This is a genomic window from Acidimicrobiia bacterium, assembly GCA_036396535.1.
Taxonomy (GTDB): domain Bacteria; phylum Actinomycetota; class Acidimicrobiia; order Spongiisociales; family UBA5794; genus DASWKR01.
The window spans coordinates 1-22,971 of sequence record DASWKR010000084.1; the positions used below are offsets into that span (position 1 = coordinate 1).

Annotated in this window: 22 protein-coding genes; 13 read left to right on the top strand and 9 right to left on the bottom strand. The window is 68.3% G+C overall.

All coding sequences use genetic code 11. The features are described 5' to 3' along the window. The first annotated feature begins 655 nt into the window (after positions 1 to 655). Positions 656 to 1,030, top strand: a complete 375-nt coding sequence (gene acpS / locus VGC47_14615; protein HEX9856541.1) for a holo-ACP synthase — start codon at positions 656 to 658, stop codon at positions 1,028 to 1,030. Between the two features lie 19 nt (positions 1,031 to 1,049). On the opposite strand, the gene VGC47_14620 is transcribed toward acpS, so the two are convergent. The 3 genes from VGC47_14620 to VGC47_14630 all read right to left on the bottom strand — a co-directional run bounded on the left by VGC47_14620 (position 1,050) and on the right by VGC47_14630 (position 5,898). Next, positions 1,050 to 1,577, bottom strand: coding sequence for a hypothetical protein (locus VGC47_14620; protein HEX9856542.1), 528 nt, complete (start codon positions 1,575 to 1,577; stop codon positions 1,050 to 1,052). 11 nt (positions 1,578 to 1,588) lie between these two features. Next, positions 1,589 to 4,954, bottom strand: coding sequence for an adenylate/guanylate cyclase domain-containing protein (locus tag VGC47_14625; GenBank protein HEX9856543.1), 3,366 nt, complete (start codon positions 4,952 to 4,954; stop codon positions 1,589 to 1,591). A 125-nt stretch (positions 4,955 to 5,079) separates the two neighbouring features. Further along, positions 5,080 to 5,898: an MBL fold metallo-hydrolase gene (locus tag VGC47_14630; protein ID HEX9856544.1), complete on the bottom strand. Its 819-nt coding sequence runs from the start codon at positions 5,896 to 5,898 to the stop codon at positions 5,080 to 5,082. 143 nt (positions 5,899 to 6,041) lie between these two features. Between VGC47_14630 and VGC47_14635 the strand changes: the two genes are divergently transcribed. The 9 genes from VGC47_14635 (at position 6,042) to tsaD (ending at position 14,060) form a co-directional block, all read left to right on the top strand. Continuing rightward, complete coding sequence (locus VGC47_14635) at positions 6,042 to 7,202, top strand: low temperature requirement protein A (protein ID HEX9856545.1); 1,161 nt, start codon at positions 6,042 to 6,044, stop codon at positions 7,200 to 7,202. Positions 7,203 to 7,285: 83 nt separating this feature from the next. Beyond that, the gene (locus VGC47_14640; GenBank protein HEX9856546.1) at positions 7,286 to 8,692 is read left to right on the top strand and encodes an NAD(P)H-hydrate dehydratase; all 1,407 of its coding nucleotides are present in this window, start codon (positions 7,286 to 7,288) and stop codon (positions 8,690 to 8,692) included. Continuing rightward, complete coding sequence (gene alr, locus VGC47_14645) at positions 8,689 to 9,801, top strand: alanine racemase (GenBank protein HEX9856547.1); 1,113 nt, start codon at positions 8,689 to 8,691, stop codon at positions 9,799 to 9,801. The genes VGC47_14640 and alr overlap by 4 nt, the downstream gene beginning before the upstream one ends. Then, positions 9,794 to 10,714, top strand: coding sequence for a P1 family peptidase (locus VGC47_14650; protein ID HEX9856548.1), 921 nt, complete (start codon positions 9,794 to 9,796; stop codon positions 10,712 to 10,714). The genes alr and VGC47_14650 overlap by 8 nt, the downstream gene beginning before the upstream one ends. Then, on the top strand, positions 10,711 to 11,364 hold the full coding sequence (locus VGC47_14655; protein ID HEX9856549.1) for a uracil-DNA glycosylase: 654 nt from the start codon (positions 10,711 to 10,713) through the stop codon (positions 11,362 to 11,364). The genes VGC47_14650 and VGC47_14655 overlap by 4 nt, the downstream gene beginning before the upstream one ends. Then, positions 11,361 to 11,822 (top strand): tRNA (adenosine(37)-N6)-threonylcarbamoyltransferase complex ATPase subunit type 1 TsaE, encoded by a 462-nt coding sequence (tsaE, locus tag VGC47_14660; GenBank protein HEX9856550.1) that lies wholly within the window; start codon positions 11,361 to 11,363, stop codon positions 11,820 to 11,822. The genes VGC47_14655 and tsaE overlap by 4 nt, the downstream gene beginning before the upstream one ends. Next, positions 11,819 to 12,535, top strand: coding sequence for a tRNA (adenosine(37)-N6)-threonylcarbamoyltransferase complex dimerization subunit type 1 TsaB (gene tsaB / locus VGC47_14665; protein ID HEX9856551.1), 717 nt, complete (start codon positions 11,819 to 11,821; stop codon positions 12,533 to 12,535). Before tsaE ends, tsaB begins: the two co-directional genes overlap by 4 nt. Beyond that, positions 12,535 to 13,050, top strand: a complete 516-nt coding sequence (gene rimI / locus VGC47_14670; protein HEX9856552.1) for a ribosomal protein S18-alanine N-acetyltransferase — start codon at positions 12,535 to 12,537, stop codon at positions 13,048 to 13,050. The genes tsaB and rimI overlap by 1 nt, the downstream gene beginning before the upstream one ends. Continuing rightward, complete coding sequence (tsaD, locus tag VGC47_14675; GenBank protein ID HEX9856553.1) at positions 13,047 to 14,060, top strand: tRNA (adenosine(37)-N6)-threonylcarbamoyltransferase complex transferase subunit TsaD; 1,014 nt, start codon at positions 13,047 to 13,049, stop codon at positions 14,058 to 14,060. Before rimI ends, tsaD begins: the two co-directional genes overlap by 4 nt. Positions 14,061 to 14,069: 9 nt before the next feature. Here tsaD and VGC47_14680 read toward each other — a convergent pair whose 3' ends face one another. Continuing rightward, entirely contained in the window at positions 14,070 to 15,332 is a 1,263-nt protein-coding gene (locus VGC47_14680) for a PQQ-dependent sugar dehydrogenase (protein ID HEX9856554.1), read from the bottom strand. Between the two features lie 200 nt (positions 15,333 to 15,532). Between VGC47_14680 and groES the strand changes: the two genes are divergently transcribed. Further along, a complete protein-coding gene (gene groES / locus VGC47_14685) occupies positions 15,533 to 15,823 on the top strand; it encodes a co-chaperone GroES (protein HEX9856555.1) in 291 nt (96 codons plus the stop codon). Positions 15,824 to 15,838: 15 nt separating this feature from the next. After that, positions 15,839 to 17,473 carry a chaperonin GroEL gene (gene groL / locus VGC47_14690; protein HEX9856556.1) on the top strand — a complete coding sequence of 545 codons (1,635 nt, stop codon included), beginning with the start codon at positions 15,839 to 15,841 and terminating at the stop codon, positions 17,471 to 17,473. Between the two features lie 98 nt (positions 17,474 to 17,571). On the opposite strand, the gene VGC47_14695 is transcribed toward groL, so the two are convergent. The 4 genes from VGC47_14695 to VGC47_14710 form a co-directional block, all read right to left on the bottom strand. Next, positions 17,572 to 18,444 (bottom strand): GGDEF domain-containing protein, encoded by an 873-nt coding sequence (locus VGC47_14695; GenBank protein HEX9856557.1) that lies wholly within the window; start codon positions 18,442 to 18,444, stop codon positions 17,572 to 17,574. Between the two features lie 56 nt (positions 18,445 to 18,500). Further along, positions 18,501 to 19,241 carry a hypothetical protein gene (locus VGC47_14700; protein ID HEX9856558.1) on the bottom strand — a complete coding sequence of 247 codons (741 nt, stop codon included), beginning with the start codon at positions 19,239 to 19,241 and terminating at the stop codon, positions 18,501 to 18,503. 159 nt (positions 19,242 to 19,400) lie between these two features. After that, positions 19,401 to 19,649, bottom strand: a complete 249-nt coding sequence (locus VGC47_14705; protein HEX9856559.1) for a hypothetical protein — start codon at positions 19,647 to 19,649, stop codon at positions 19,401 to 19,403. Between the two features lie 117 nt (positions 19,650 to 19,766). Then, positions 19,767 to 20,366, bottom strand: coding sequence for a GNAT family protein (locus VGC47_14710; GenBank protein ID HEX9856560.1), 600 nt, complete (start codon positions 20,364 to 20,366; stop codon positions 19,767 to 19,769). Positions 20,367 to 20,369: 3 nt separating this feature from the next. On the opposite strand from VGC47_14710, the gene VGC47_14715 reads away from it, so the two are divergent. Then, positions 20,370 to 21,026 carry a CoA pyrophosphatase gene (locus VGC47_14715; GenBank protein HEX9856561.1) on the top strand — a complete coding sequence of 219 codons (657 nt, stop codon included), beginning with the start codon at positions 20,370 to 20,372 and terminating at the stop codon, positions 21,024 to 21,026. Between the two features lie 38 nt (positions 21,027 to 21,064). Here VGC47_14715 and VGC47_14720 read toward each other — a convergent pair whose 3' ends face one another. Then, complete coding sequence (locus VGC47_14720) at positions 21,065 to 22,468, bottom strand: pyridoxal-dependent decarboxylase (protein ID HEX9856562.1); 1,404 nt, start codon at positions 22,466 to 22,468, stop codon at positions 21,065 to 21,067. Between the last annotated feature and the right edge of the window lie 503 nt (positions 22,469 to 22,971).

Here is a 22,971-nt window from a genome sequence, read left to right on the forward strand (position 1 = left end):
CGGAGGAAGATCCTGAAGCTGGCGAGGTTCCTCGACGAGCTCAACAACCTCGGCTGCCCACTCAACTAGCCGACCAATCGAATACGTCCCCCGATGGGCCGCGCCGCACCGGCGCGGCCCATCTGCGTGTCACGATGACGCTGTCTCCCACTCTTGCGGGGGAGCGGATTCACGAGTGACGGTCGCCTTCTCACGCTGTCTCCCGCTTTGCGGGGGAGCGGATTCACCCTGATTGACCCTTTCCTTGCTCGGCGTGGCACCCGTCGGGTCAAGCAGGGTGAACAAAGCGCCGCAGGCCTTCTTACGCTGTCTCCCGCTTTGCGGGGGTGCGGATTCACCCTGATTGACCTTTCCTTGCTCGGCGTGGCACCGGTCAGGTCGAGCAGGGTGAACAAAGCGCCGTAGGCCGAGCCGAGGGGGTGCCGGCTGCCGGGTGGTGGTGAGGGTTGGGCCCCCTCGGCTCGGTCCCTGGCGGGACGCTCGCCGATCCCCCGGCTCTCGCCGGGGGATTGCGTATGTGGGGGTGCCGGGTGGTGGTGACTGTTGGGCCCCCTCGGCTCGGTCCCTGGCGGGACGCTCGCCGATCCCCCGGCTCACGCCGGGGGATTGCGTCTGTGAGGGATTGCGTGTGGGGCGGCACCTAGTCTGCCGCGGCATGGACATCATCGGACTCGGGATCGACCTGGCCGAGATCGACCGGGTTCGCGACCTCCTCGCTCGATACGGCGAACGCTTCAGGGAGCGCTGCTTCACGGATCATGAGTGGCAGTACGCCCACCGCTACGCCGATCCATCGGGCAGGCTCGCCGCCCGTTTCGCGGGCAAGGAGGCCGTCATGAAGAGCCTCGGCATGGGGTGGCGACGGCTGCGCTGGAAGGACATCGAGATCACGGGGGGAGGGGCTCCGCGGGTGAACCTCACCGGTACGGCGTCGGCGCGCGCCGAGGCCATCGGAGTCGTCAGGGTCCTCGTGACGATCACGCACACCGACGACCGAGCGATGGTGTTTGCGGTCTCGCTCGGCGACTAGGACGCTGCGGGTCAGTCGATCAGGCGGCCGTGCAGGCGAACACGCCGTTCGACGTACCGCACGAGTACGACTGCTCGAACACGATCTCGCCGGCGCTGTTGTCGGTGACCGTGAGGTGTGCAGCCGTCCAACCCACGACCGTGACGTTGGCGACCGTCCAGTTGCCGTTCGGGCAACCAGCCTGCTTCTTGGATGGCGCCGAGCCTCCGAAGTCGGCGAGCGTTGGGTCCTCGACGGTGATGCTCACGGGTGTCTGGCCGTTCTCATCCGTCGAGGCGACGGCCGTGTTCGACACCGAGACGCTCAGGTCATTCCTGCCCTGGGCCTCGGTTCCGCCTGGATTCACGCAATTGGCGCGCACGGTGGCCGTACCCACGAGCTCGAAGGTGTAGTCGGCGTTGCCGAGGCCGACCGCGATGCCGTTGAACGTCAGCGATCCCAGCGAGAAGCTGCTCGTCCTGAAATGAAAGCTGCCGGCGGCTGCCCCTGCGGCTGTCGCCACCACTATGAGCATCGCGATCACGAGTGCTCTGAGACTGCGTCCCATGCTCTGTCCCCTCACCTTGGATTGTCGACGATCATAGTGTCCGCCGGGGGTGCCTCGTCGAGGAAACCGAGGTCGATCTGCAAACGTTTGACCTCGCTCTCGGCGCCGAGGAGGAGGAGCAGTCGCCTTCCCTCGTGCCACCGCCGAGCCGCCTCCGCCAGCCTGCCTGCTGCTGCGTCGTGACGGGCCCATGCAACAAGGGTGCGCGCCCTCTCGCCGTTTGCAGAGATGCTCTCTGCCATCTCGAGACTCTTCGAGAACGCCTCCTCCGGAGCGTGCCGCGAAGCCGGATTGCCGGCGTCGACTTCGATGGGTCGGCCGGTCAGCGACCCGAGGACGCCGATGACCCGCCATGCGGCGGCGATGTAGTCGCCCGCCTCCGAGTCGGTCGCCTGGTCGAGCGCCTCGATGGCGACCTGCTCGGCCTCGGCCAGGCGACCGAGTCCGATGAGGGCCTCGGCCAGGAACCGCTTGGTCTCAGCGAGGACGCCGAGGCTCCCTCCCGCCATCGCTACGACGGTACGAAGGGACGCCTCACCCTCGGCGAAGCTCCCAGTGGCCACCTGGGCGCCTCCGAGATTGCTGAGGTACACCATCTCCCCGTCCCTGTTGTTCGTCGACTTGGCGATCTGGAGAGCTTGGGAATAGCAGGTGACGGCTCCCGCATAGTCGCCCTTGGCTTCGAGGATCACCCCGATGTTGTTCATGACCGGCATCACCTCGTCCGGATTGCCGATCGCTTCGAAGATCCGAGCCGCCTCGTCGAAGTGGGCGATCGCCTCGTCGTAGCTTCCGGAGCTGAACTCGGCCACGCCGGCGAGGTTGAGGGCCTGCGCCAGAGCCGGGCGATCTCCGATGGCCCGGCTCCTCGCGAGCACTTCGGCGCTGAGCTCGGCGACGCCGTCGTTCAGCCCGAGCCGCAGGCGAGACCATGCCTGCATCCAGAGGGCCTTCATCAGGTCGATCGGGGATTCGGCCCGCGCCGCTGCTATCTCGCTCCGTTCAGCGCTCTCGAGAGCGTCTCTGAAGCGACCGAGGTAGGTCTGGGCCGCAGCCATGCCCCGCTCGGCACGCGCCTCGGTGGCGGCGTCCCCGGTGACCACTGCCGAGTCACGCATCTCGATGTAACGGTCGATGGCTTCGTGGTAGCGGCCCTGTGCCGTGAGCACGTCTCCGAGGCCTTCGAGTGCCGCACGCCGTTGGTCGCCGAGGGCTGCTCCCGGTGCGTCCGCCGACAGTTCGAGCGCCGCCGTGTATGCGATCGCTGCCGCCTCGGATGCGTACGACCGCCTGGCCTGGTCGCCGGCCGTGACATACCAGCCGATGGCGGTCTCGAGCAGTTCCGCTTGCCGCAGATGATCGGCGATCTCCCCTGCGAACTCGCTCGCCCGGTCCCCGGCGGTCTCCACGAGCCATTGCGCCGTCTCTTCGTGGTACGTCCGCCGCACTCGCTTGACGACGGTCTCGTAGACGACGTCCCTGAGGATTGCGTGTTTGAAGATGTACTCGCGCATCGTATCGAACGCCGAGTCCTCCCTCGGATAGATCAGCTCCCGCGACACCAGGGGCGCGGCGACGTCTGCCAGGTGCTCGACCGCCTGATCGAGGGCGGTCGCCTCGGCGAGGTGGTCGACGGCCGGCTCCCAGAAGACTCGACCGACGATGGATGCTCGCTGCACCGCATGCCGCTCGGCCCTGTTGAGCGAGTCGACTCGAGCCTGCAGCACGCCTGTGAGGGTGCCGGGCACGGCATCAGGTGTCAGCCGTTCGAGCCGTACCGTCCACGAGCCGCCCCCCGTCTCGACCACCCCGTCGTCGATGAGCATCTTGACGAGCTCCTCCAGGAAGAAGGGATTGCCCTCCGATCGCTCGGCGATGAGGGTCCGCAACTCGGCGGGCACGTCGCCGAGAGGGCGGAGCACCTCGGCGATGAGCTCGTCCGCCTTCTCAGCCTCGAGCGGCTCGAGAAGGATATGGGCCCTGTCCGGACGGTCGACCCTCCACTCGGGTCGACGGTCGACGAGGTCCGGCCTGGTGGTGGCGACGATCAGCAGCGGCATGTGAGACGTGGTCACGAGGAACTCCAAGAAGTCGAGCGAGTCACCGTCCGCCCAATGGATGTCCTCGCACAGGATCACGAGATACCGCTCACCGATCCCGGCGTGGAACATCTCCACCATCGACTGAAAGGCGCGTTCTCGGATGACCTTCGCCTCGCTGAAGAGGTCGGCGATCGATGCGTCGTCTGCGTAGTCGAGGCCGACGAGGTGCCCGATGAAAGGTGCTGCACGCCGGCCATCGGCCCCCATGTATCCGGCCAGGCCCTCCTCGAGCTTCGCTCGAGCCGCGTCGCTCGAGTCGCTGGCGGTGATGAGAAAGCGATCGAAGATCATGGTGCGAAGCAGGCCGTAAGGAGTGTTGCGGCTGGCCTCCAGGGCTCTGCCCCTGAAGAGCCACACGGGGTGGGGCTGCGCCTCCAAGTGGTTGAAGAAGTCATAGATGAGGCGGGACTTGCCGACCCCGGGCTCGCCGTAGATCGTCACGAGGCGGGGCGAAAGCGATGCCGGGGACTCTGGGAGGCAGGCGAGCAGCTGCGCCATCTCCTCCTCGCGCCCCACGGTCCTCGTTTCCACACCGGCAACCTCACGTGTGAAGGTCCTGAAGGTGCGCGGCTTGGCCCGCTTGACGAGATACGCCCGCACGGGTGCCTCGATCCCCTTGACCTGGATCGGGTCGGAGGCGACCACGTCGAACAGACCGCGCACATGGGTCATCGTCTCGTAGGAGATGAGGATGCCCCCCGGAGGCGCTTTGCCCTCGAGACGGCTCGCCAGGTTGACGGTGTGGCCGATGGCCGTGTACTCGCTACGGGCGCCGACGTTGCCGAGCATCGCCAGTCCCGTGTGGATCCCGATCCTCATCGCCAGTCCGCTCGTGGCGCTCTGGTCGCTCGTCGCTCTCGCCTTGAGTGCGTCCTGCATCTCGAGCGCCGCCCGAATGGCGCGCTCGGGATCGTCCTCGCGGGCCACGGGAGCCCCGAACAGCGCCATGACGGCGTCGCCGATGTGTTTGTCGATCGTCCCGCCGTGCGCCGTGATGATGGCATCGATCTCTGCCCACACGCCGTTCATCACGTCTGCGACGTCTTCCGGATCCATGGTCTGCGACATCGACGTGAAGCCCTGCACGTCTGCGAAGACGACGGTCACCTGCTTGCGCTGGTCCTCGGCCGCCTCGCCGGCGCTTCGGAGGAGCGCCAGTTGATCCTGCAGCGCGGCAATCGCTGGATCGACTGCATCGCCGAGCACGGAGCGCTGCGCCTCGAGCGCCGCGATGGCCTGCTCCAGCTTCGCTTCCGATGACTCGACTTCGCTCATCGCCATCTCCGGCCGGGTGGCCACACGTTCCGGCTTGGGGCAAGCGTAATTGCGGCCGACTGGTTGGCATTGCGGATCATGGGCGAAGCCTCTGCGAGCCCGGAGCGGGATCGATGCCGGCCCGGTCAGAGGGCGATGCGCATGCCCTCTCGGGCGGCGTCGACAAGTGGGAACTCCCGACGCGCTTGGCGAACGATGTCGTCTATGGCTGCGTCCGACCGGTTGGGGTCGTGGCTCGTCAGGATGAGCCTCTCCACCTCGGCACCCCGGGCTGCGGCGACGGCGTCGCGCCAAGTGCTGTGGCCCCAGCCGCGGTATGCGTCGTATTCGCCGGGCGTGTACTGGGCGTCGTGCAGCAACACCGTCGCCTCCGCAGCCAGCGCGGTCAGCCTGGCGTCGGCGTCCGGTTCCCCCGCCTCGTGGTCGGTGGCGATCACGACCGAGCGATTGCCGCGGTCGATGCGATAGGCGGTGACCCCCTGGGGATGACGCAGCGTCGTGTGGGTGATCTCGAAGCCGTCGAGTGTGATCGGCTCGTCACCGATGGCGACGTATCGTCTCCTTTCGACGTCGTCGTCGATGTCGACTGGGAACCAAGGCGGCCTGAAGACGCCTCGGATCGCCTCGGCGAGGGTGAGGCCCTCGGGAGGGCGGCCGTAGAACACGAAGCGGTGCTGCTCGTCGTAGAGGGGCGAGAAGAACTGCAGCCCCTGCAGGTGGTCGAAGTGGTAGTGCGTGAGGAACACGTGGTATTCGGTCGGGACCTCGTGGCGCAGAGCCGCCGCGAAGGCCATCCCCGTGCCGCAGTCGAAGATGATCTGACGCCCGTCGACGCCGTCGACGCCGAAGCAGGTCGTGTGCCCGCCGTAGCGCACGACGTCGCGTCCGGAGGTGGGCGCTGAGCCGCGGGCACCGTGCACTGTGAGATGGACCCCCGAGGGCATCCGGGGACGCTACACCACCGGCCGGAGCGGGAGGCGCCGGGCGGCGGCTCGGCCCATCGGTGTGCCGCGTCCGGGAGGGGTCCGGGTTGCCGCCCGAGAGTATCCTCCGCCGCCGATCGCCGATTGTCGAGGAGAGGTGGACAATGAGGCTCGCGGCGCTGCGTCCACCGATGCTTCGCACCGAGGAGTCCGAGGAGCAGCACAGGAGCGCCACCTGGCTCGAACTGTTCTACGACCTGGTCTTCGTGGTCGCGGTCGCAGCGCTGGGACATCGTCTCCTGCTCGATCCCGACTGGTCGGGCGCTCTGGGGTTCGTCGGGTTGTTCGTGCCGCTCTGGTGGTCGTGGGCGAGCTTCACCTTCTACGCCGACAGATACGACACGGACGATCTCGGGCAGCGGCTGCTCGCCGTTGCGCAGATGGTCGCCATCGCACTCATGGCTGCCTCGGTCTCCGGAGACGAGGCGGATTCGACCGCGGCGTTCGCCGCCGCCTTCGTGGCGGCCCGCGCCGTTCTCCTCGTCATGTACTGGAGAGCGCACCGATCGGTGCCCCGCACGAGGGACCTGGTGTCGGGTTACCTGCGAGGATTCTCAGCGGGCGGAGCGTTCTGGCTGGCATCGATCTTCGTGCCGCCGGGCGTCCGGTACGGGCTGTGGACGATCGGCCTCGCCATCGACCTGGCGACCCCGTACCGGCTGCGGAAGGTCCAGGCGACGGTCCCTCTCGACGTATCGCACCTCCCGGAGCGCTTCGGCTTGTTCACGATCCTCGTCCTCGGAGAATCGATCGCGGCGGTGGTCTCGGGGATCTCTGCCCACGAATGGAACGCCGCCACCACGACCGGCGGCGTGCTCGGCGTGCTCGTCGCCAGCGCGCTGTGGTGGCTCTACTTCGACAACCTGGAGGGCTCGGTGGTCAGGCGACGCCCGGAGCAGCGGACCGCATGGAAGCCGACGGTGTGGATCTACGCGCACCTCCCGCTCGCACTGGCGCTCACCGCCACCGGCATCGGGCTCGACTTCGCAGTCGCCCGGCACGTCGAGGCTGCAGAACGATGGCTCCTCGTCGGCTCGGTGGCGGGAGCTCTCCTCGCCATGGCGGCCATCCACGTCGCCACCGACCGCGGCAACTCGGGACGCGACCGGCGCCAGGCACAGGTGCGCCTGGTGGCGGTCCCGTTCGTTCTCGCACTAGGTCTGCTCGGCAGCGCCGTCGACTCGAACGTCGTGCTCGCCGGGCTCATCGTCATCATCGGGGCACAGGTCGTGCACGACCTGCAGGCATATGCGCCACGCTCCTGACAGCAGCGACCCGGGAAGGACGAGGACGTGCTGCTCGACCGGCGCCACCAACCTCCCACGGGGACACAACTAGCGTCGCGAACGTGAAGCCGGTGATCACGCCAGATGAGTCGGCCAAGCTCGACGCGGCTGCGGACGCGCCGATCGAGACGCTCATGGAGCGCGCCGGGCTGGCGGTGGCAGTCGCCGCAGCCGAGATGGGTGCCCGGTACGGCTCCCGGGTTGCGGTCCTGTGCGGAAGGGGCAACAACGGCGGCGACGGGTACGTCGCAGCCGCCGAGCTCGTCAAGCGCGGGGCCATGCCTGTGATCCACGCCCTCGGCACACCGCCTCCCGGCAGCGCAGCCGAGTGGGCGGCGCTGCGCGCCGCTTCCCGCGGCGTTCGTGTCGTGCAGATGGGAGCCCCGCTCTCGGTGGACCTCGTGATCGATGCCGTCTTCGGCGTCGGCTTTCACGGCGAGCTGCCGGACGAGGCGCGCCGGTGGGCGGAGAGCCGCCAGAGGGTGCTCGCCGTCGACGTGCCGTCCGGGTTGGACGCGGCGACCGGGGAGGCGGGCAGCGTGTTCAGCGCAGAGCGAACCGTGACGTTCCACGCCCTCAAGCCGGGTCATCTCGTCGGCCGGGGTCCGGATCTCTGCGGCGCGATCACCGTTGCCGACATCGGTCTGCTCGGCGGAGAGGCCATTCTGCTCGTCGCCGAGGACGGCGACGCCCCGCGACCTGCGAGACCCCGGTCGGCTCACAAGTGGTCTGCCGGGTCGGTCGCCGTCGTCGGCGGGTCGCCCGGACTCACGGGTGCCGTTGTCCTGGCGGCTCGCGCCGCACTCGGCGCCGGTGCCGGAGCGGCGGCGATGATCGTTCCGGCGACTCAGCAACCGATAGCGGCGTGTGCGACCCCCCAGGTCATGTCGGTCGGCCTCGGAGGCGACCGATTCGCCGCAGAGGACGCGCCTGCCGTCGTGGCGGCCGCCGAGCGCTTCGACGTGATGGTTCTCGGCCCCGGCCTCGGCACGGGAGGCGGCGCATTCGTGTCGGAGATCCTCCGCCGGCGCAGCGGGGCGGTCGTGCTCGACGCCGACGGTCTCAACGCCCTCGACGGCACGAGCGAGCTGGCCGGGAGGTCGGGGGCCACGATCATCACTCCCCACGCCGGCGAGTACGCCCGCCTCGTCGGCGAGGAGGCCGGTTGGCACAGCGCCGCAACGTTGGCGGACGCCGCCGGGATCGTGGTCGTCCTCAAGGGCAACCCGACATTCGTCCTCGGCTCGCAGCGATGGGCCGTCACGAGCGGCGGCCCGGAGCTGGCAACCATCGGCACGGGAGACGTGCTGGCGGGAGCGATCGCGGCGCTCTGGGCACGGGGGCTCGCCCCGGAGGTTGCGGCCAGATCGGCCGCCCACTGGCATGGGCGCGCCGGTGCGGTACTGGCGGCGTCCGCTCCGGTGACCGCCGACCGGCTCGCCTCTGAGATCGGGCGGTGGGTGGTGTGAGGCAGTCGTGGGTCGAAGTCGATCTGGCGGCCATCCGTCACAACGTGGCGTCGATCGCCGCCGAGGTGGCCCCGGCGGCGATGTGCACCGTCGTCAAGGCAGACGGGTACGGTCACGGTGACGTCCCGGTCGCCGAGGCCGCCACCGCCGGAGGCGCAGCATCGCTGGCGGTGGCCCTCGTCGAGGAGGGCGTCCGGCTGCGCGAAGCCGGGATCGACCACCCGATCCTCGTGCTCGCCGAGCCACCTCCCGAGGACGCGCCCGAGGTGGTGGCGTGGCGGCTCACCCCGACCGTGTACACCGAACGGTTCGTGGAGTCGTTGGAGCGGGCGGCGGGGGATCGGCCCGTCGGGGTGCACCTCAAGGTGGACACGGGGATGCATCGGGTCGGCGCCGACCCGCCGCTTGCCGTCGACCTGGCACGCAGGATCGCGGCCAACCGCCTCCTGTCCCTCGAAGCGGTGTGGACCCACTTCGCGGTGGCGGAAGAGGATCAGCACTTCACGGACGCCCAGACGTCAGCGCTCCTGGCGGTGCGAGACCGCCTCCGGGCGGCGGGGATCGCAGTGCCGGCGGCACACGCCGCCAACACGGCGGGAGCGCTCATGTCACCCTCGGCACGACTCGACATGGTGCGAGTGGGGCTCGGCACATACGGGCTTCGGCCTCATCCGTCGGCAGGCGCCCATCTCGATCTCAGGCCGGCGATGCGAGTCGTGAGCCGGGTCGCCCACGTGAGATCGTTGGAGGAGGGGTCGCGCCCGTCGTACGGGAGGCGCCGCGCGCTCGGCCGCCGGTCTCTGGTTGCCACGGTGCCGATCGGGTATGCCGACGGCGTCTCGCGTCGTCTGTCGTCCGTCGGGGGCCAGGTGCTGGTGCGCGGGCGCCGCGTGCCGTACGCAGGAACGGTGACCATGGACCAGGTCGTCGTCGACGTCGGGGACGGGCCCGTCGAGGTTGGGGACGAGGTCGTGGTGCTCGGCAGCCAGGGTGCCGAGTCGATCGCCGCCGATGACTGGGCCGCCTGGCTCGACACGATCAGCTACGAGATCGTGTGCGATTTCGGACCCCGGCTGCCGCGGCGCTACTCGGGAGGCGACCGTGCCTGAAGGCTCGCTCACCTCCGTCCCAGGGGTCCGCGTCGGGCACTGGACGAACGCGGTGGCGGCGACCGGCGTCACCGTGATGGTGTTCCCCGAGCCGAACATCGCCGCGTTCGAGGCGAGGGGCGCCGCCCCGGGGACGAGGGAGACCGCCTTGCTCGCTCCGGACAAGAAGGTCGAGATGGTCCAAGCGATCGTGTTTGCGGGAGGCAGTGCCTTCGGCCTCGATGCCGCCTCCGGAGTCGTCGCCGAGGTCGAGCGCGAGGGCAGGGGCCATCCGACACCGGCGGCGCTCGTGCCGATCGTGCCGGCGGCGATCCTCTACGACCTCGTCGTCGGGGACGGGTCGGTAAGACCGGACGCGGCCGCCGGGGCGGCGGCATACCGGGCGGCCCACTCCGGACCGGTGGAGGTCGGCAGCGTCGGCGCCGGCACGGGGGCAACGGCTGCGAAATGGCGGGGTAGGGAGCACATCGTGCGCGCCGGCGTCGGGTCCGCGGCCGTGCGTGCCGGAGACGCCATCGTCGGATGCCTGGTGGTCGTCAACGCCATGGGCGACGTCTTCGACGTCGACGGCACGCCGATCACGGGAGGGCCGCCTGCGCCCGGACCGCCGGCTTTCGCAACGTCGGAGCTCATGAACACGACACTCGTCACCGTGGCGACGGATGCGAAGCTAGACAGGGTCGGGCTCATCCGCCTCGTCGTCAGGGCGCACGATGCCATCGGCGCATGCCTGCGTCCGGCGCACACCCGGTACGACGGCGACGCCGTCTTCGCCGTTTCGTGCGGCGAGAGGATGGCCGACCCGGATGCGCTCGGTGAGGCGGCGTTCGCGGCAACGGCTGCCGCCATCGTCGACGGCGTCGCCAGTGCGGACGAGGGGCCGGTCCCATGGGACCCGAAGGTCGTCCTGTGACGGCCGCCGAGAGAGCCGCTGAGCTCACCTTGCTGTGCCGGGAGGCGCTCATCTGCACCGCCTGCCGGCTCTCGGAGAGCAGAACGCAGGTGGTGTTCGGCTCGGGTGCTCCGGACGCCGACGTCATGTTCGTCGGCGAGGGTCCCGGCCAGCGGGAGGACGAGCAAGGACTCCCGTTCGTCGGTCCGTCCGGGCGGCTGCTCGAGCAGCTGCTCGGCGAGATCGGCCTCACCCGAGAACAGGTCTACATCGCCAACGTCGTGAAATGCCGCCCACCGGGAAACCGCGACCCGCGTCCGGACGAGATCGACGCCTGCAAGGGCTACTTGCGGGCGCAGCTTCGGCTCGTCGACCCGAAGGTCGTCGTGACGCTCGGCAACTTCGCCTCCAAGCTGCTGTTGCGCTCCGAGCTCGGGGTGACCCGGCTGCGGGGCCAGGCGCTCGAATGGTGGGGCAGGCATCTCGTCGCCACGTTCCATCCGGCCGCAGCATTGCGCGGCAGCTCCCGGGTGCTGGAGGAGATGCGTTTCGACTTCGGTCTGGTGCGCCAAGTCGTCGACGGTAGGATCGCGAAATCCCCACAGCTCGAGCCGGAACCGCCGGAGGAGTCGACGGTGCAGGAGCCGGCTCAACTGGACCTCTTCGAATGACTGACGCCATCGAGCTCGCGTCGGCGTCGCCTGCGGACACCCTGGCGATCGGTCGGCGAGTGGCGGCGCTGCTGAGGGCCGGGGACGTCCTCCTCCTGGCGGGAGGGCTCGGCTCTGGTAAGACGCTGTTCGCCAGCGGTGTGGCCGAGGGTCTCGGCGTTCAAGGGCGGGTGACGAGCCCGACGTTCGTCCTCGCCAAGCGATACGACGGGTTCCTTCCGATCGTGCACGCCGACGCCTACCGCCTGGGCTCGTTCGCCGAGTTCGACGACCTCGAGCTGCCGACGGAGAGCCGCGACGGGATCCTCATGATCGAATGGGGAACCGCAGTCGCCCCCGGGGTGCCGCCGGATCATCTCGTCGTCGACATCGTCATCGTCGACGACGAGACCCGCAGGATTCGGCTGATCCCCCATGGGGCTTGGGCTGCGAGAGGCCTCGAGGAGCTCACGGTATGAGGATCTTGGCGATCGAGACCGCCACCCCTGCCAGCTCCGTCGCGCTCGGCGACGATGCCAGCCTCGTCGCCATGTCGGTGCGGGTCGACGGACGGGGACACGTCGGATTCCTCGTTCCTGCCATCGACTTCTGCTTCACCCAAGCCGGTTGGACCCCACACGACCTCGACCTCGTCGCGGTCGACATCGGCCCCGGCCCGTACACCGGGATTAGGGCCGGAATCGCGACCGCGCAAGCGATCGCCGCCGCGGTCGGTGTGCGCGTCGTGACGGTGAGCTCGCTCACGGTGATCGCGTTGCGCGCCGCAACCGGCAGGCGGCTCATCTGGCCTGTGGTGGACGTGAGGAGGGGTCAGGTGGCGACCGCGCCCTTCAGCCCGGTACCAGGCGGTGTGGTGCGCGACGGTGATAGCGAGATCGTCACGCCCGAGCAGTTCATCGCCATGGTGGAGGCGTCCCCGGAGGACGTGCTGGTCGTCGGCGACTGGCCCGCCCTGCCGGAGGGCGTGCTCAAATCGGCGCACCGCGCCAAGGTTGGGCGCCCGAGGTACCCGGCGGCCGACACGATGCTCGAGATCGCCGTGATGAAGGCGAACCACGAGGAGTTCGCGCAGGCGACCGAGATCCGCCCGCTCTACATGCGGGAGCCCGATGCCAGCATCAACTGGTCGGACTTCAGGGAGGAGGGCTTGTGGCCGGGAGCAGCAGGGTGATGACGTCGGACTCGCTGGCGTTGTGGATCCGGCCGATGACGACTCGCGACATCCCGGTGGTCGCTGCGCTCGAAACGAAGGTCTACCCGCAGCCCTGGTCGATCGGGGTCTTCAACGACGAGCTGGCGCAGCCGAACCGCCGTTACCTCGTGGCAGACGACGCCCACGAAGGCATCGTCGGCTATGCCGGCCTCCTCGTCGTCGAAGAGGACGCCCACATCACCACCGTGGCGGTCGACACGTCGGCGCGACGCCACCGGATCGGCACCAGACTCATGCTCGCCCTCGTCGACGCCGCCATCGAGAAGGGAGCCCGCCATCTCACCCTCGAGGTGAGGGTCTCGAACGCCGCCGCCCGGCTCCTCTACGAGCGCTTCGGCTTCGCCCCGGTTGGGATGCGAAAGGCCTACTACGTCGACGAGGACGCCGTCGTGATGTGGGCGATCGACATCGATTCGAGTGAGTACGCGGCGCGCATCCACGCCATACGGGCATCGCTCGAGGTAACCCCATGACCGACGGGCCGTTGATCCTCGGCATCGAGACGAGTTGCGACGAGACCGCCGTAGCCGTGGTGCAGGGTCTCGAGGTGCGCTCATCGGTGCTGTCATCGCAGACCGAGGCCCACGCCCGGTTCGGCGGCGTCGTCCCCGAGGTCGCCGCCCGCGCCCACGTCGAGGCGATCCGCCCGCTGGCGCATCAAGCCCTCGCCCAGGCAGGAGTCCACTCCGACGAGTTGGATGCAGTGGCCGTCACCCGGGGCCCCGGGCTGGTCGGCGCCTTGATGGTGGGCTTCGCTTTCGGCAAGGCGCTGGCGTGGAGCCTCGGGAAACCGTTTCTGGCGATCGACCACATGGAGGGCCACCTGTTCGCTCCCCGCCTCGAGCACCCGGACTTCGCGCCGCCGGCGGTCGTCCTCCTCGCGTCGGGGGGCCACAGCCAGATCGTCCATGTGCGCGACTGGGGAAGCTACGAGGTCGTCGGGGCGACGATGGACGACGCAGCAGGTGAGGCTCTCGACAAGCTCGCCCGGTTCATGGGGCTCGGCTATCCCGGCGGTCCCGCAATCGACCTCGCCTCCGATGGCGGCGATCCCGGTGCGATCGCCTTCCCACGTCCGCTGCGCGACCACCCGTACGACTTCTCGTTCTCCGGGTTGAAGACGTCGGTCGTGACCTTTCTCGAGAGAGCAAAGGCGCAAGGCTCGGTGCCGCCCCTCCCCGATGTCGCCGCCTCCCTCCAGGAGGCGATCGTCGATGTCCTGGTCGACAAGACCTTCAACGCCGTCGAGTCCGCCCGGGTGCAACACGTCGCCGGCGGGGGCGGGGTGCTCGCCAACCGCAGGCTCAGGCAGCGCTTCCGGGAGGAGGCGGATCGCAGGGGGGTCGAGCTCCACCTGCCGTCCGCGGCGATGTGCACCGACAATGGGGCGATGATCGCCGCCGCCGCCAACTTCAGGCTCGGTCTCGGGGAGGTCGCTTCTTGGCAGGTCGACGTCGACGCCGGGCTCAGGCTCGGCGCTTGAGATCGAAGGTCATCTGACCGGCACGATCTTCGCCAGGACGCCTGCGTGGTTGACGATGTACAGCTCGCCGTCCGGACCGACCCCGAAGGCGTTCACCTGGCCTGCGCCGTCGAGGTCGGACGACCAGTCTCGAACCGTGCCGGCCTCTCCTCCCTCGTACGTGAGGCTCCTGATCCACTCGCCGCACCAGTCTGCGAAGAAGTACTGGCCCTGGATCTCCGGGATGGCTGCGCCTCGATAGACGTGGCCGCCGGTGATCGAGCACCCGTCGTCATGGGAGTACGCGTAGATCGGCGACGTCAGGCCCGAAGGGTCGCAGTCGGACGGGATGTAGCAGTTCTTGCCCTCCATCGTCGCCCAACCGAAGTTCATCCCCGGGGACTCGAGCGACGTGACGTTCACCTCTTCCCAGTTCGCCTGGCCGACGTCGGCGATGAACACGTTGCCGGAATCGACGTCGATGCTGAAGCGCCACGGATTCCGCAGTCCGTACGCCCACACGGCGGCTGCGTCGCCGCCCTCATCGGCGAACGGGTTGTCGTCCGGTGTCGAGAACGGCTCGCCGTTGGCCGGGCTGTCGACGTCGAACCGCAGGATCGCCCCGAAGTAGTCGTCGGTCGTCTGGCCGGTGACCGGCCCGGCCGCACCGTCGCCGCTCGACACCCACAGGTTGCCGTCCGGGCCGAAGAGGAGGTAGCCGGCGTAGTGACGGATGTCGGTGGAGTCCGGTGGCTGCTCCCGATCCCACAGGGCGACGGCGTCCTCGATGTCGGCGACGTTCGGGTCATCGCTCACGTGGTACTCGGCGAGCTGGCGCTTCTGGTCCCTGTCGACGTGGTACACGAAGAAGCGTCCGTTGCTCTGGTAGTCCGGGTGGAACGCCATCCCGAGCATGCCCTGCTCGATCCCGTTCGAGGACACCCGATCCGGGATGTTGAGGAACGGCTCATCGAGAACGCCCTCTTCATGGTCGTAGATCTTGACGACGCCACCGCGCTCCCCGATGTAAAGCCGGTCGTCTCCCGGCGCCGTCACGATGAATGTCGGTTGGCCGAGGCCTTCGGCGAGCACCTCGAGGTCGAGCCCGCGCAGGGCGGCTGCCGGCTCGGTGGACGTGGTGTTCTCCACCGGCTCGGTCGTGCCTCCTTCAGTGCCCGTCGAGCCTCCCGTCCCGGGAGCGGTGGTCGTGCCGTCGCCGGTCGACCCTCCGCATGCGGAGGCGATCACGATCGCGATGAACGAACCGATGATGCGCCAGCGGGGCCCCGTCATGGCGCGTAGCTTCGCGCATCGGCGTCGCTATACGGGGATTTCGCTCGGGTCGCTCCGTCCCGGTGGGCGAGCAAGTGGTCCCGGGATGTGGGCGACGGCCGAGGTGGCGGCGCACATCGACGGATTAGCACTCGAACGAGTCGATTGCTACTATTAGCAAACGCAAGTCCCGACTGCTAACTACCTGAGGAGGAAGTCGGATGAAGTTGAATCCCCTGGGCGACCGCATCGTCGTGAAGCCCAAGGACGAGGACGAGTCCCGCACCGCCAGCGGACTCGTGATCCCGGACACCGCCAAGGAGAAGCCCCAACTCGGGGAAGTTCTCGCCGTCGGACCGGGTGACCGCAACGACGACGGGGATCGCATCCCCCTCGACGTGAAGGTTGGCGATCTCGTGTTCTACTCGAAGTACGGGGGAACAGAGCTCAAGTACGAGGGCGAGGACTACCTCATCCTCTCGTCCCGCGACGTTCTCGCGACACTCGGCTAGGAGGGATCCACAGAAATGGCAGCCAAGGAACTGAGGTTCAACGAAGAGGCGCGCCGTGGCCTCCAGGCGGGAGTCGACAAGCTCGCCAACACGGTGAAGGTCACGCTCGGCCCGAAGGGGCGGAACGTCGTTCTCGAGAAGAAGTGGGGCTCGCCCACGATCACGAACGACGGCGTAACCATCGCCAAGGAGATCGAGCTCGAGGATCCATGGGAGAACATGGGTGCTCAGCTCGCCAAGGAAGTCGCCAACAAGACGAACGACGTAGCCGGTGACGGCACGACCACGGCGACCGTACTGGCGCAGGCGATGGTGACTGACGGGCTGCGCCTCGTCGCGTCGGGCGCCAACCCGATGGAGATGAAGCGCGGGATCGAAGAGGCCGTCGTCAAGGTCGTCGACTTCATCAAGGACATGGCCACGCCTGTCGACTCGAACGCCGTCGATCAGATCGCATACGTCGCGGCCAACTCGGCTGCGGACAACGAGATCGGGCAGAAGATCGCCGAGGCTCTCCAGAGGGTCGGCAACGAAGGTGTCATCACCGTCGAGGACAGCCAGACGTTCGGTGTCGACCTGGAGTTCACCGAAGGCATGCAGTTCGACAAGGGCTACATCTCGGCGTACTTCGTCACCGATCCCGATCGCCAGGAGGCGGTCCTCGAAGACCCGTACGTGCTCATCGCCAACCAGAAGATCACGGCTGTGCAGGACCTGCTGCCCGTGCTCGAGAAGGTCATGCAGACCGGCAAGCCGGTGCTCGTGCTCGCCGAGGACGTCGAGGGCGAGGCCCTGGCGATCCTGGTGGTCAACAAGATCCGCGGCATGTTCTTGTCTGTTGCGGTGAAGGCGCCGGGCTTCGGCGAGCGTCGCAAGGCGATGCTGCAGGACATCGCGATCCTCACAGGAGCAACGGTGATCTCCGAGGAGGTCGGCCTGAAGCTCGACGGTGTCACGGTCGACATGCTCGGCCGAGCCCGCAAGATCGTGATCACCAAGGACAACACCACCATCGTCGAGGGTGGCGGAACCGCCGCCGACGTCGCGGCTCGCACCAAGCAGATCCGTCAGGAGATCGAGAACTCGGACTCGGACTGGGATCGTGAGAAGCTCTCCGAGCGTCTTGCCAAGCTGGCGGGCGGGGTTGCCGTCGTCAAGGTCGGCGCCGCCACCGAGGTCGAGCTCAAGGAGAAGAAGCACCGCATCGAGGACGCCATCCAGGCCACTCGGGCAGCCGTCGACGAGGGCATCGTGCCCGGCGGAGGCGTCGCCCTTCTTCGTGCTCAGGCGGCGATCGACAAGCTGCGCGGCGGCACGGACGACGTCAAGTCGGGCCGCTCCATCGTGAGGCGGTCCCTCGAGGCTCCGCTTCGTCAGATCGCGATCAACGCAGGCCACGAGGGTGGCGTTGTCGTGGAGCGCGTTCGCGAGCTTGCCGACGGAAAGGGCTTCAACGCGGCCAACGGCCAGTACGAGGACCTCATCGCCGAGGGGATCATCGATCCCGCCAAGGTGACCCGGTCGACGTTGCAGAACGCCGCGTCGATCGCAGGCCTCCTCATCACCACCGAGGCGCTCGTCGCCGAGGAGAAGGAAGAGGCGCCTGCCGGGGGCCACGGACATGGCGGCGGCATGGAAGGCATGATGTGATCGTCTGATCACGGTGAGCTTGTGATCGTCTGATCACGGTGAGCTTGTGACCGCCAGGAGCGGTCATGTAGAAGAGGCGCCTCTCGGGGCGCCTCTTCTCATTGGTCGAATGCGTCCGTGATCCGGTCCGGCTCGATGACCAGCTCGATCCTGTCCTTGCCTGCTCGCTTCGCCGAGTAGAGCGCCGCGTCGGCACGGGCCAAGGCGTGATCGAGCGACTCGCCGTGGACGACGACGGCGCCGATCGATGCGCGCAGCGCCTTGCCCTCGATCGCGGTCGAACGCACCGCGCTCGCCAGCCGGTTGAGGATGGCGTGGGCGGCTGTCGCCTTGCCGGCGACGAGGGCGGCGAACTCGTCGCCTCCGAACCGAGCGATCACGTCCACGGAGCGGATCGTCTGCTGCATCGCCCTGGCGACCGAGCGCAACGCCGCGTCCCCTGCCTCGTGTCCGAGCTCGTCGTTGATCGTCTTGAACTCGTCCAGGTCGATCAACGCCAGCACTATGTCCTCGCCCGCTCGTTGCGAGCGCGTCAGCTCGCGCACTGCGAGTTCGGTGAACATGCGCCGGTTCGGAAGCCCGGTCAACAGATCGGTCCGAGCTGCTGCGGTCTCGCGCATGAGCGCCCTGTGGAGGCCGTCGATCAGCGATGCGATGACGATGTAGAACGCCAGTGTCGTGAGGGTGTTCCACAACTGCACGCCGAGCCGCGGTTCCACGGAAGCGGTGTTGAAGTCGATCAAGAACCAACCGGCCGCCGCGATCAGCGCCATCACCGAGGCGGCGGCCCTGTCGAGTCGAATGGCGATGATGCCGACCGGGACGATGTACAGGAAGGCGAACGAGAAGTCGGTTCCCGTCAGGTAGTCGGCCCCGCCGATCAGGACCAGGAGGACGGACGCGATGCCGACGACGAGCCCGGCGGGGGCCAGGTCGAGCAGGCCGGGCGGGCGCGTGGGGACACGGTCCATCGGACGGCTATCGGCCGACGCGGGCCTGCGGCTGAGCGATCCCTGGGCCGATCGACCTACTGCTCAGCCTCGTTCGATGCGGCGATGGTATCCCAGTCTGCTCGCTGGATGACCTCGCAGCCGGTGCCGTTGACGAGTTGCCAGAAGTCGTCGCAGCTCCCGCCGAGCTGGAACTCGGCTGCGTTCAGCGTCTCGAACTGGAACACCGTGGCATAGAGCTCGCCCAGCCAGAACTGCTTGGCGATCGGATCGAGGCGGTCGACGAGCTCCTCGATCCCGACGAAATCGACGACTCCAACGCCGTCGCGAATAGTCACGAACTCGATGGCGTCCTCGGTCGCCCCCGACCAGAAGCTCCCGAAGCCAACCGCCATCTCCTCGTCCGTTGGTCCCTTCACGAGCTCGCGCATCGTCGCCGTCATGCGCTGGGGGGTCGAGGAGACCACCCTGACGACGCTGGTGTCTCCCGTCGGCCCGGCCAGGTCGCCGCAGTTGAAGAAGATGCGCAGGGCGGTGACGTCGCCGCTGTCGTCCGGCGGCGGGACGGAGCACGGACCGGTCGACCACGGGAATTGACCCGGCGGGAGCGTGGTCGGCGCCTCCGTGGTCGTCGTCGGCGGTTGGGTCGTGGTCGTGGTGTCCGTGGGTGTCGTCGTGGTCGTGGTGGTCGCCACGAGTGCCTGGCCATCGCGCGGTTCGATGACGCGGGTGAAGGCGAGCAGCACGGCGGCGGCCAGCACGAGGGTGATCGCCGTGATCAAGAGGTTCTGCACGAGTTGCAGCGTTCGGGGGCTCACGAAGGCGACGTTAGGTAGAGATCGACTGTCATCCCAGGATTGGAACGACGCCGCCGGCGCGATCGGTTCCTACGCGCCGCATCCCCCGCCACAACCGCTCTGGCGTCCCGGTGTCGCCCATATGCGACCCAGGGACGCCAGAACGGATTCGGGACGAGGTCAGAGAATCTCGAACACGATCCTCTCGTCCCTGGTGATCGTCCGGCTGTTGCCGAGCACCGACCAGATGTCGGCCAATTGTCGCAACTTCGATGCTGCCGCCGGATGGGATAACACCGCGTGGCCCAGCGCGAGCACCACGTCGTCCGTCGCAGGCAGATCGAGTGCCTCCAGCGCGTTGCGCACCCGCAGGTAGTGGTCCTCGTCGTACTCGGCGGCATGTAACGCCTTGAGGCGTCGCTCGCTCATCACGCCCATGTAGCAACCCCTTGGTAGGCCTTCCTGGCCAAGCCCTCGGGTATGAGACAACCATGCAAGCGTTTTCTTACAGCCCGGCGAGGCACCCGACCCAACAACGGGCTGGGCTCACGCCCACGCCTGGGCGCGGTATCGCTCACGCTCGCGGAGCCAATCGGAATCGAGCAAGCCCCACGAGGTGTGGTCGAGCCATTGGCCGGCGACCCTGACCTCGTGGCGCAGCGTCCCCTCGAATGCGAACCCGAGCTTCTCGGCGACCCGCTCCGACGCCCGGTTGCCGACCGCGATTCGCAGAGTGACGCGGTGCAGGCCGAGCTCCTCGAAGGCTATCTCGAGCACTCTGGCCGCCACCTCGGTGCAGATCCCCTTGCCGGCTTCGTCGCTTCTCACCCAGTACCCGATCTCACCGACGAGGTTCGGTCTCGAGGTGTGCCAGACGGAGATGTTCCCGAGATGGCGCTCCGGCTCCGCGGCGCCCCGGATGGTGAAGTCGTATGCCTTGGCTTCCGTCCATGCCTGGATCGAGTCCCTGATGAACTGGAGGCTGACCGCCCTGGTGTAGCCCTCGGCGGCCCAAGGTAGCCAGCGTGCCAGGTCGGGCAGCGAGCGGACGACCGCTTCGTCCAGCGCGGCGACGTCCCTCTTGGCGAAGGGTCGGAGCAGGTAGCGAGGCGAGTACCTCGGGTGAGTCGGCAGCGAGGAAGCCATCGGATGAGCTTATCCCCCGCCAGGGGGTTCTTCGGTCCGCCCCACGCCGGCGCAGGGCGCCTCGCTCGCGACCCTGTCGGGCGTCACGTCGGCTGGAAGTACGCTCCGGGGATGCTCGACATCTGGAGCATCCTCGCGGCGCTCCCGGCCGTTCCGGAACCGAAGACGGCTCGTTCGGCCGTCCTCGTTCCTCTCTACCGCGACCGGCAAGGACAGGCCAGGGTGATCCTGACCAAGCGTCCCGTGACGATGCGCACCCATCCCGGCGACGTCGTCTTCCCGGGAGGCGCCATCGAGCACGGGGAGTCGGTCATCGAGACTGCGATGCGCGAGGCCTACGAGGAGATCGGGCTCCCAAGCGACGCCATCGAGGTGCTGGGTGGGCTCACACCTGTGACGACGAGGGATCTCGACAACGTCATCGTGCCGGTCGTGGCGCGCATCCAACGCCCCGTCGAGCTCCTCCCCGATCCGACCGAGGTCGAATCAGTCATCGAGCCGACCGTCGTCGACCTGCTCGACGAGGGGCGCTGGAGGACCTCGGATTGGATGGGACATGACTTGTGGTTCTTCGAGTTCGACGAGGGGGTCATGTGGGGGGCGACCGCGTTCGTGATGCGGGACCTGCTCGGCAGGCTGCGGCGCGACGGCGGACGCTGACCGAGCCCGCCGACCCGAGGGCGGCGCGGACCTCGCAGTCAGTCCGTTGTGGCCAGCTCGTCGATGAGCTCCCACAGAGCGTCGACGTGGCGCTGTTCCGTGTACGTCTGGCCCACGGAGACCCGGATGAACGGGGCCCCATCGATGCGCGACGCGGTGAGGTGCACCCGGCCCGTGGCGTTGAGCGCCTCGGCGAGGTGCTGGGTCGGCGCCGGTCCGCCGAGGTGGCGGAAGCTGACGAGGGCGAAGGGGGTGGGGGCGACGAGCTCGAGTCTCGGGTCTGCGTCGATCCGCTCTGCGAGCTCGCGGGCGAGCCGCACGTGCTCTCTGACCACCGCCCTGATGCCCTCTGCGCCGTAGCTGCGAAGCACCCACCACAACTTGAGGGCGCGAAACCTCCTGCCGAGTGGCACGTGCCAGTCGCGATAGTCGATCACGACGCCGGCGTCGCTGGCGGCGTTGCTCATGTACGGGGCTCGCATCGTCATGGCGTCGATCAATGGCGTCCTGTCCGCGACGTAGAAGACCGAGCAGTCGAAGTTCGTGAACATCCACTTGTGGGGGTTGAACACGTATGAGTCGGCCAGATCGAGCCCCTCCTGATGGTGGCGGAACTCCGGGCACGTCATCGCGGTGCCCGCATACGCGGCGTCGACGTGGTGCCACATCCCGTACTTGCCGGCCACCTCGCCCACCTGTCGCACCGGGTCGACCGCGGTCGTCCCCGTCGTGCCGACGGCGCTCGTCACGAAGGCGGGAACGAGCCCGGCAGCCAGGTCGGCAGCAACGGCGTCCTCGAGGGCGTCGACCCTCATGGCGTAGCGCTCATCGACCTCGATGAGCCGCACATGCTCGAACCCGGCGACGTTCGCCCCTTTCCGGGTCGAGAAGTGCGCCTGGCTCGATGCGTACACGACCAGAGATCGGACAGGGTGGCGGGCTGCCGCCCGGTGGCGAGCCGTCACGAGCGCGGCGTGCGTCGAGTCCGAGGCGCTCATCTGGATGACCCCGCCGCCGCGCTGGGTCGTCTTCCACTGCTGCGGCAGGCCGAGCAAGTCGACCAGCCAGTCGACGACGACCATCTCGACCTCGGTGCACGCTGGGCTCGTCGCCCACAACATGCCTTGCTGGCCGAGCCCGGAGGAGATCAGGTCGGCGAGGATCGCCGGGCCGGACGTGTTGGCAGGGAAGTACGCGAACCAGTTCGGCGATTGCCAGTGGGTCACGCCGGGCATGACGATGGCGTCGAGGTCGCGCAGTATCGCCTCGAACGGCTCCGGCTCCTCAGGTGCGTGATCCGGGAGCATTGCCCTGATCGCTCCCGGTTGGACCGTCGGGGTGATCCGGTACGTCTCGACGTTCTCCATGTAGTCGGCGATCCAGTCGATCACCTCGTACCCGCGCTTGCGGAACTGCTCGGGGGTCATGTGACGGTCGGCCATCGCCCCGAAGCTAGTGGTCTGTCGCGGGATTGTTGACCACGGGCCGCGGCTGTCTCGGTTTGCGGCGTCGGCTAACGCGGAGGTTCGGTCTGCCAGGTGCCCCCTCGGTTCGGTCACTGGCGGGACGCTCGCCGGTCCCCCGCGGAGCGGGAGACAGCGTGGGTGGCCGTCCGTACGGTTCGCCGGTTTCTACGCAATCCCCCGGTTTCTGGGGGATCGACGAGTGCCGCAGGCCGAGTCGAGGGGGCCCTACGGTCCGGTCTGCCAGGTGCCCCCTCGGCTCGGGTCGCAGGGCGACCGCTCGCCGGTCCCCCGCCGAGCGGGAGACAGCGTGGGTGGCCGTCCGTACGGTTCGCAGGCTTCTACGCAATCCCCCGGTCTCCGGGGGATCGACGAGTGCCGCAGGCCGAGTCGAGGGGGCCGGGCAGTGTGTGGCGGCCAGGTGCCCCCTCGGCTCGGGTCGCAGGGCGACCGCTCGCCGGTCCCCCGCCGAGCGGGAGACA

Coding starts and splice junctions, on each gene's coding strand:
- acpS (HEX9856541.1), top strand. CDS start 656: ATGGACATCATCGGACTCGGGATCGACCTGGCCGAGATCGACCGGGTT.
- VGC47_14620 (HEX9856542.1), bottom strand. CDS start 1,577: ATGGGACGCAGTCTCAGAGCACTCGTGATCGCGATGCTCATAGTGGTG.
- VGC47_14625 (HEX9856543.1), bottom strand. CDS start 4,954: ATGAGCGAAGTCGAGTCATCGGAAGCGAAGCTGGAGCAGGCCATCGCG.
- VGC47_14630 (HEX9856544.1), bottom strand. CDS start 5,898: ATGCCCTCGGGGGTCCATCTCACAGTGCACGGTGCCCGCGGCTCAGCG.
- VGC47_14635 (HEX9856545.1), top strand. CDS start 6,042: ATGAGGCTCGCGGCGCTGCGTCCACCGATGCTTCGCACCGAGGAGTCC.
- tsaE (HEX9856550.1), top strand. CDS start 11,361: ATGACTGACGCCATCGAGCTCGCGTCGGCGTCGCCTGCGGACACCCTG.
- tsaB (HEX9856551.1), top strand. CDS start 11,819: ATGAGGATCTTGGCGATCGAGACCGCCACCCCTGCCAGCTCCGTCGCG.
- rimI (HEX9856552.1), top strand. CDS start 12,535: ATGACGTCGGACTCGCTGGCGTTGTGGATCCGGCCGATGACGACTCGC.
- tsaD (HEX9856553.1), top strand. CDS start 13,047: ATGACCGACGGGCCGTTGATCCTCGGCATCGAGACGAGTTGCGACGAG.
- VGC47_14680 (HEX9856554.1), bottom strand. CDS start 15,332: ATGACGGGGCCCCGCTGGCGCATCATCGGTTCGTTCATCGCGATCGTG.
- groES (HEX9856555.1), top strand. CDS start 15,533: ATGAAGTTGAATCCCCTGGGCGACCGCATCGTCGTGAAGCCCAAGGAC.
- groL (HEX9856556.1), top strand. CDS start 15,839: ATGGCAGCCAAGGAACTGAGGTTCAACGAAGAGGCGCGCCGTGGCCTC.
- VGC47_14695 (HEX9856557.1), bottom strand. CDS start 18,444: ATGGACCGTGTCCCCACGCGCCCGCCCGGCCTGCTCGACCTGGCCCCC.
- VGC47_14705 (HEX9856559.1), bottom strand. CDS start 19,649: ATGAGCGAGCGACGCCTCAAGGCGTTACATGCCGCCGAGTACGACGAG.
- VGC47_14710 (HEX9856560.1), bottom strand. CDS start 20,366: ATGGCTTCCTCGCTGCCGACTCACCCGAGGTACTCGCCTCGCTACCTG.
- VGC47_14715 (HEX9856561.1), top strand. CDS start 20,370: ATGAGCTTATCCCCCGCCAGGGGGTTCTTCGGTCCGCCCCACGCCGGC.
- VGC47_14720 (HEX9856562.1), bottom strand. CDS start 22,468: ATGGCCGACCGTCACATGACCCCCGAGCAGTTCCGCAAGCGCGGGTAC.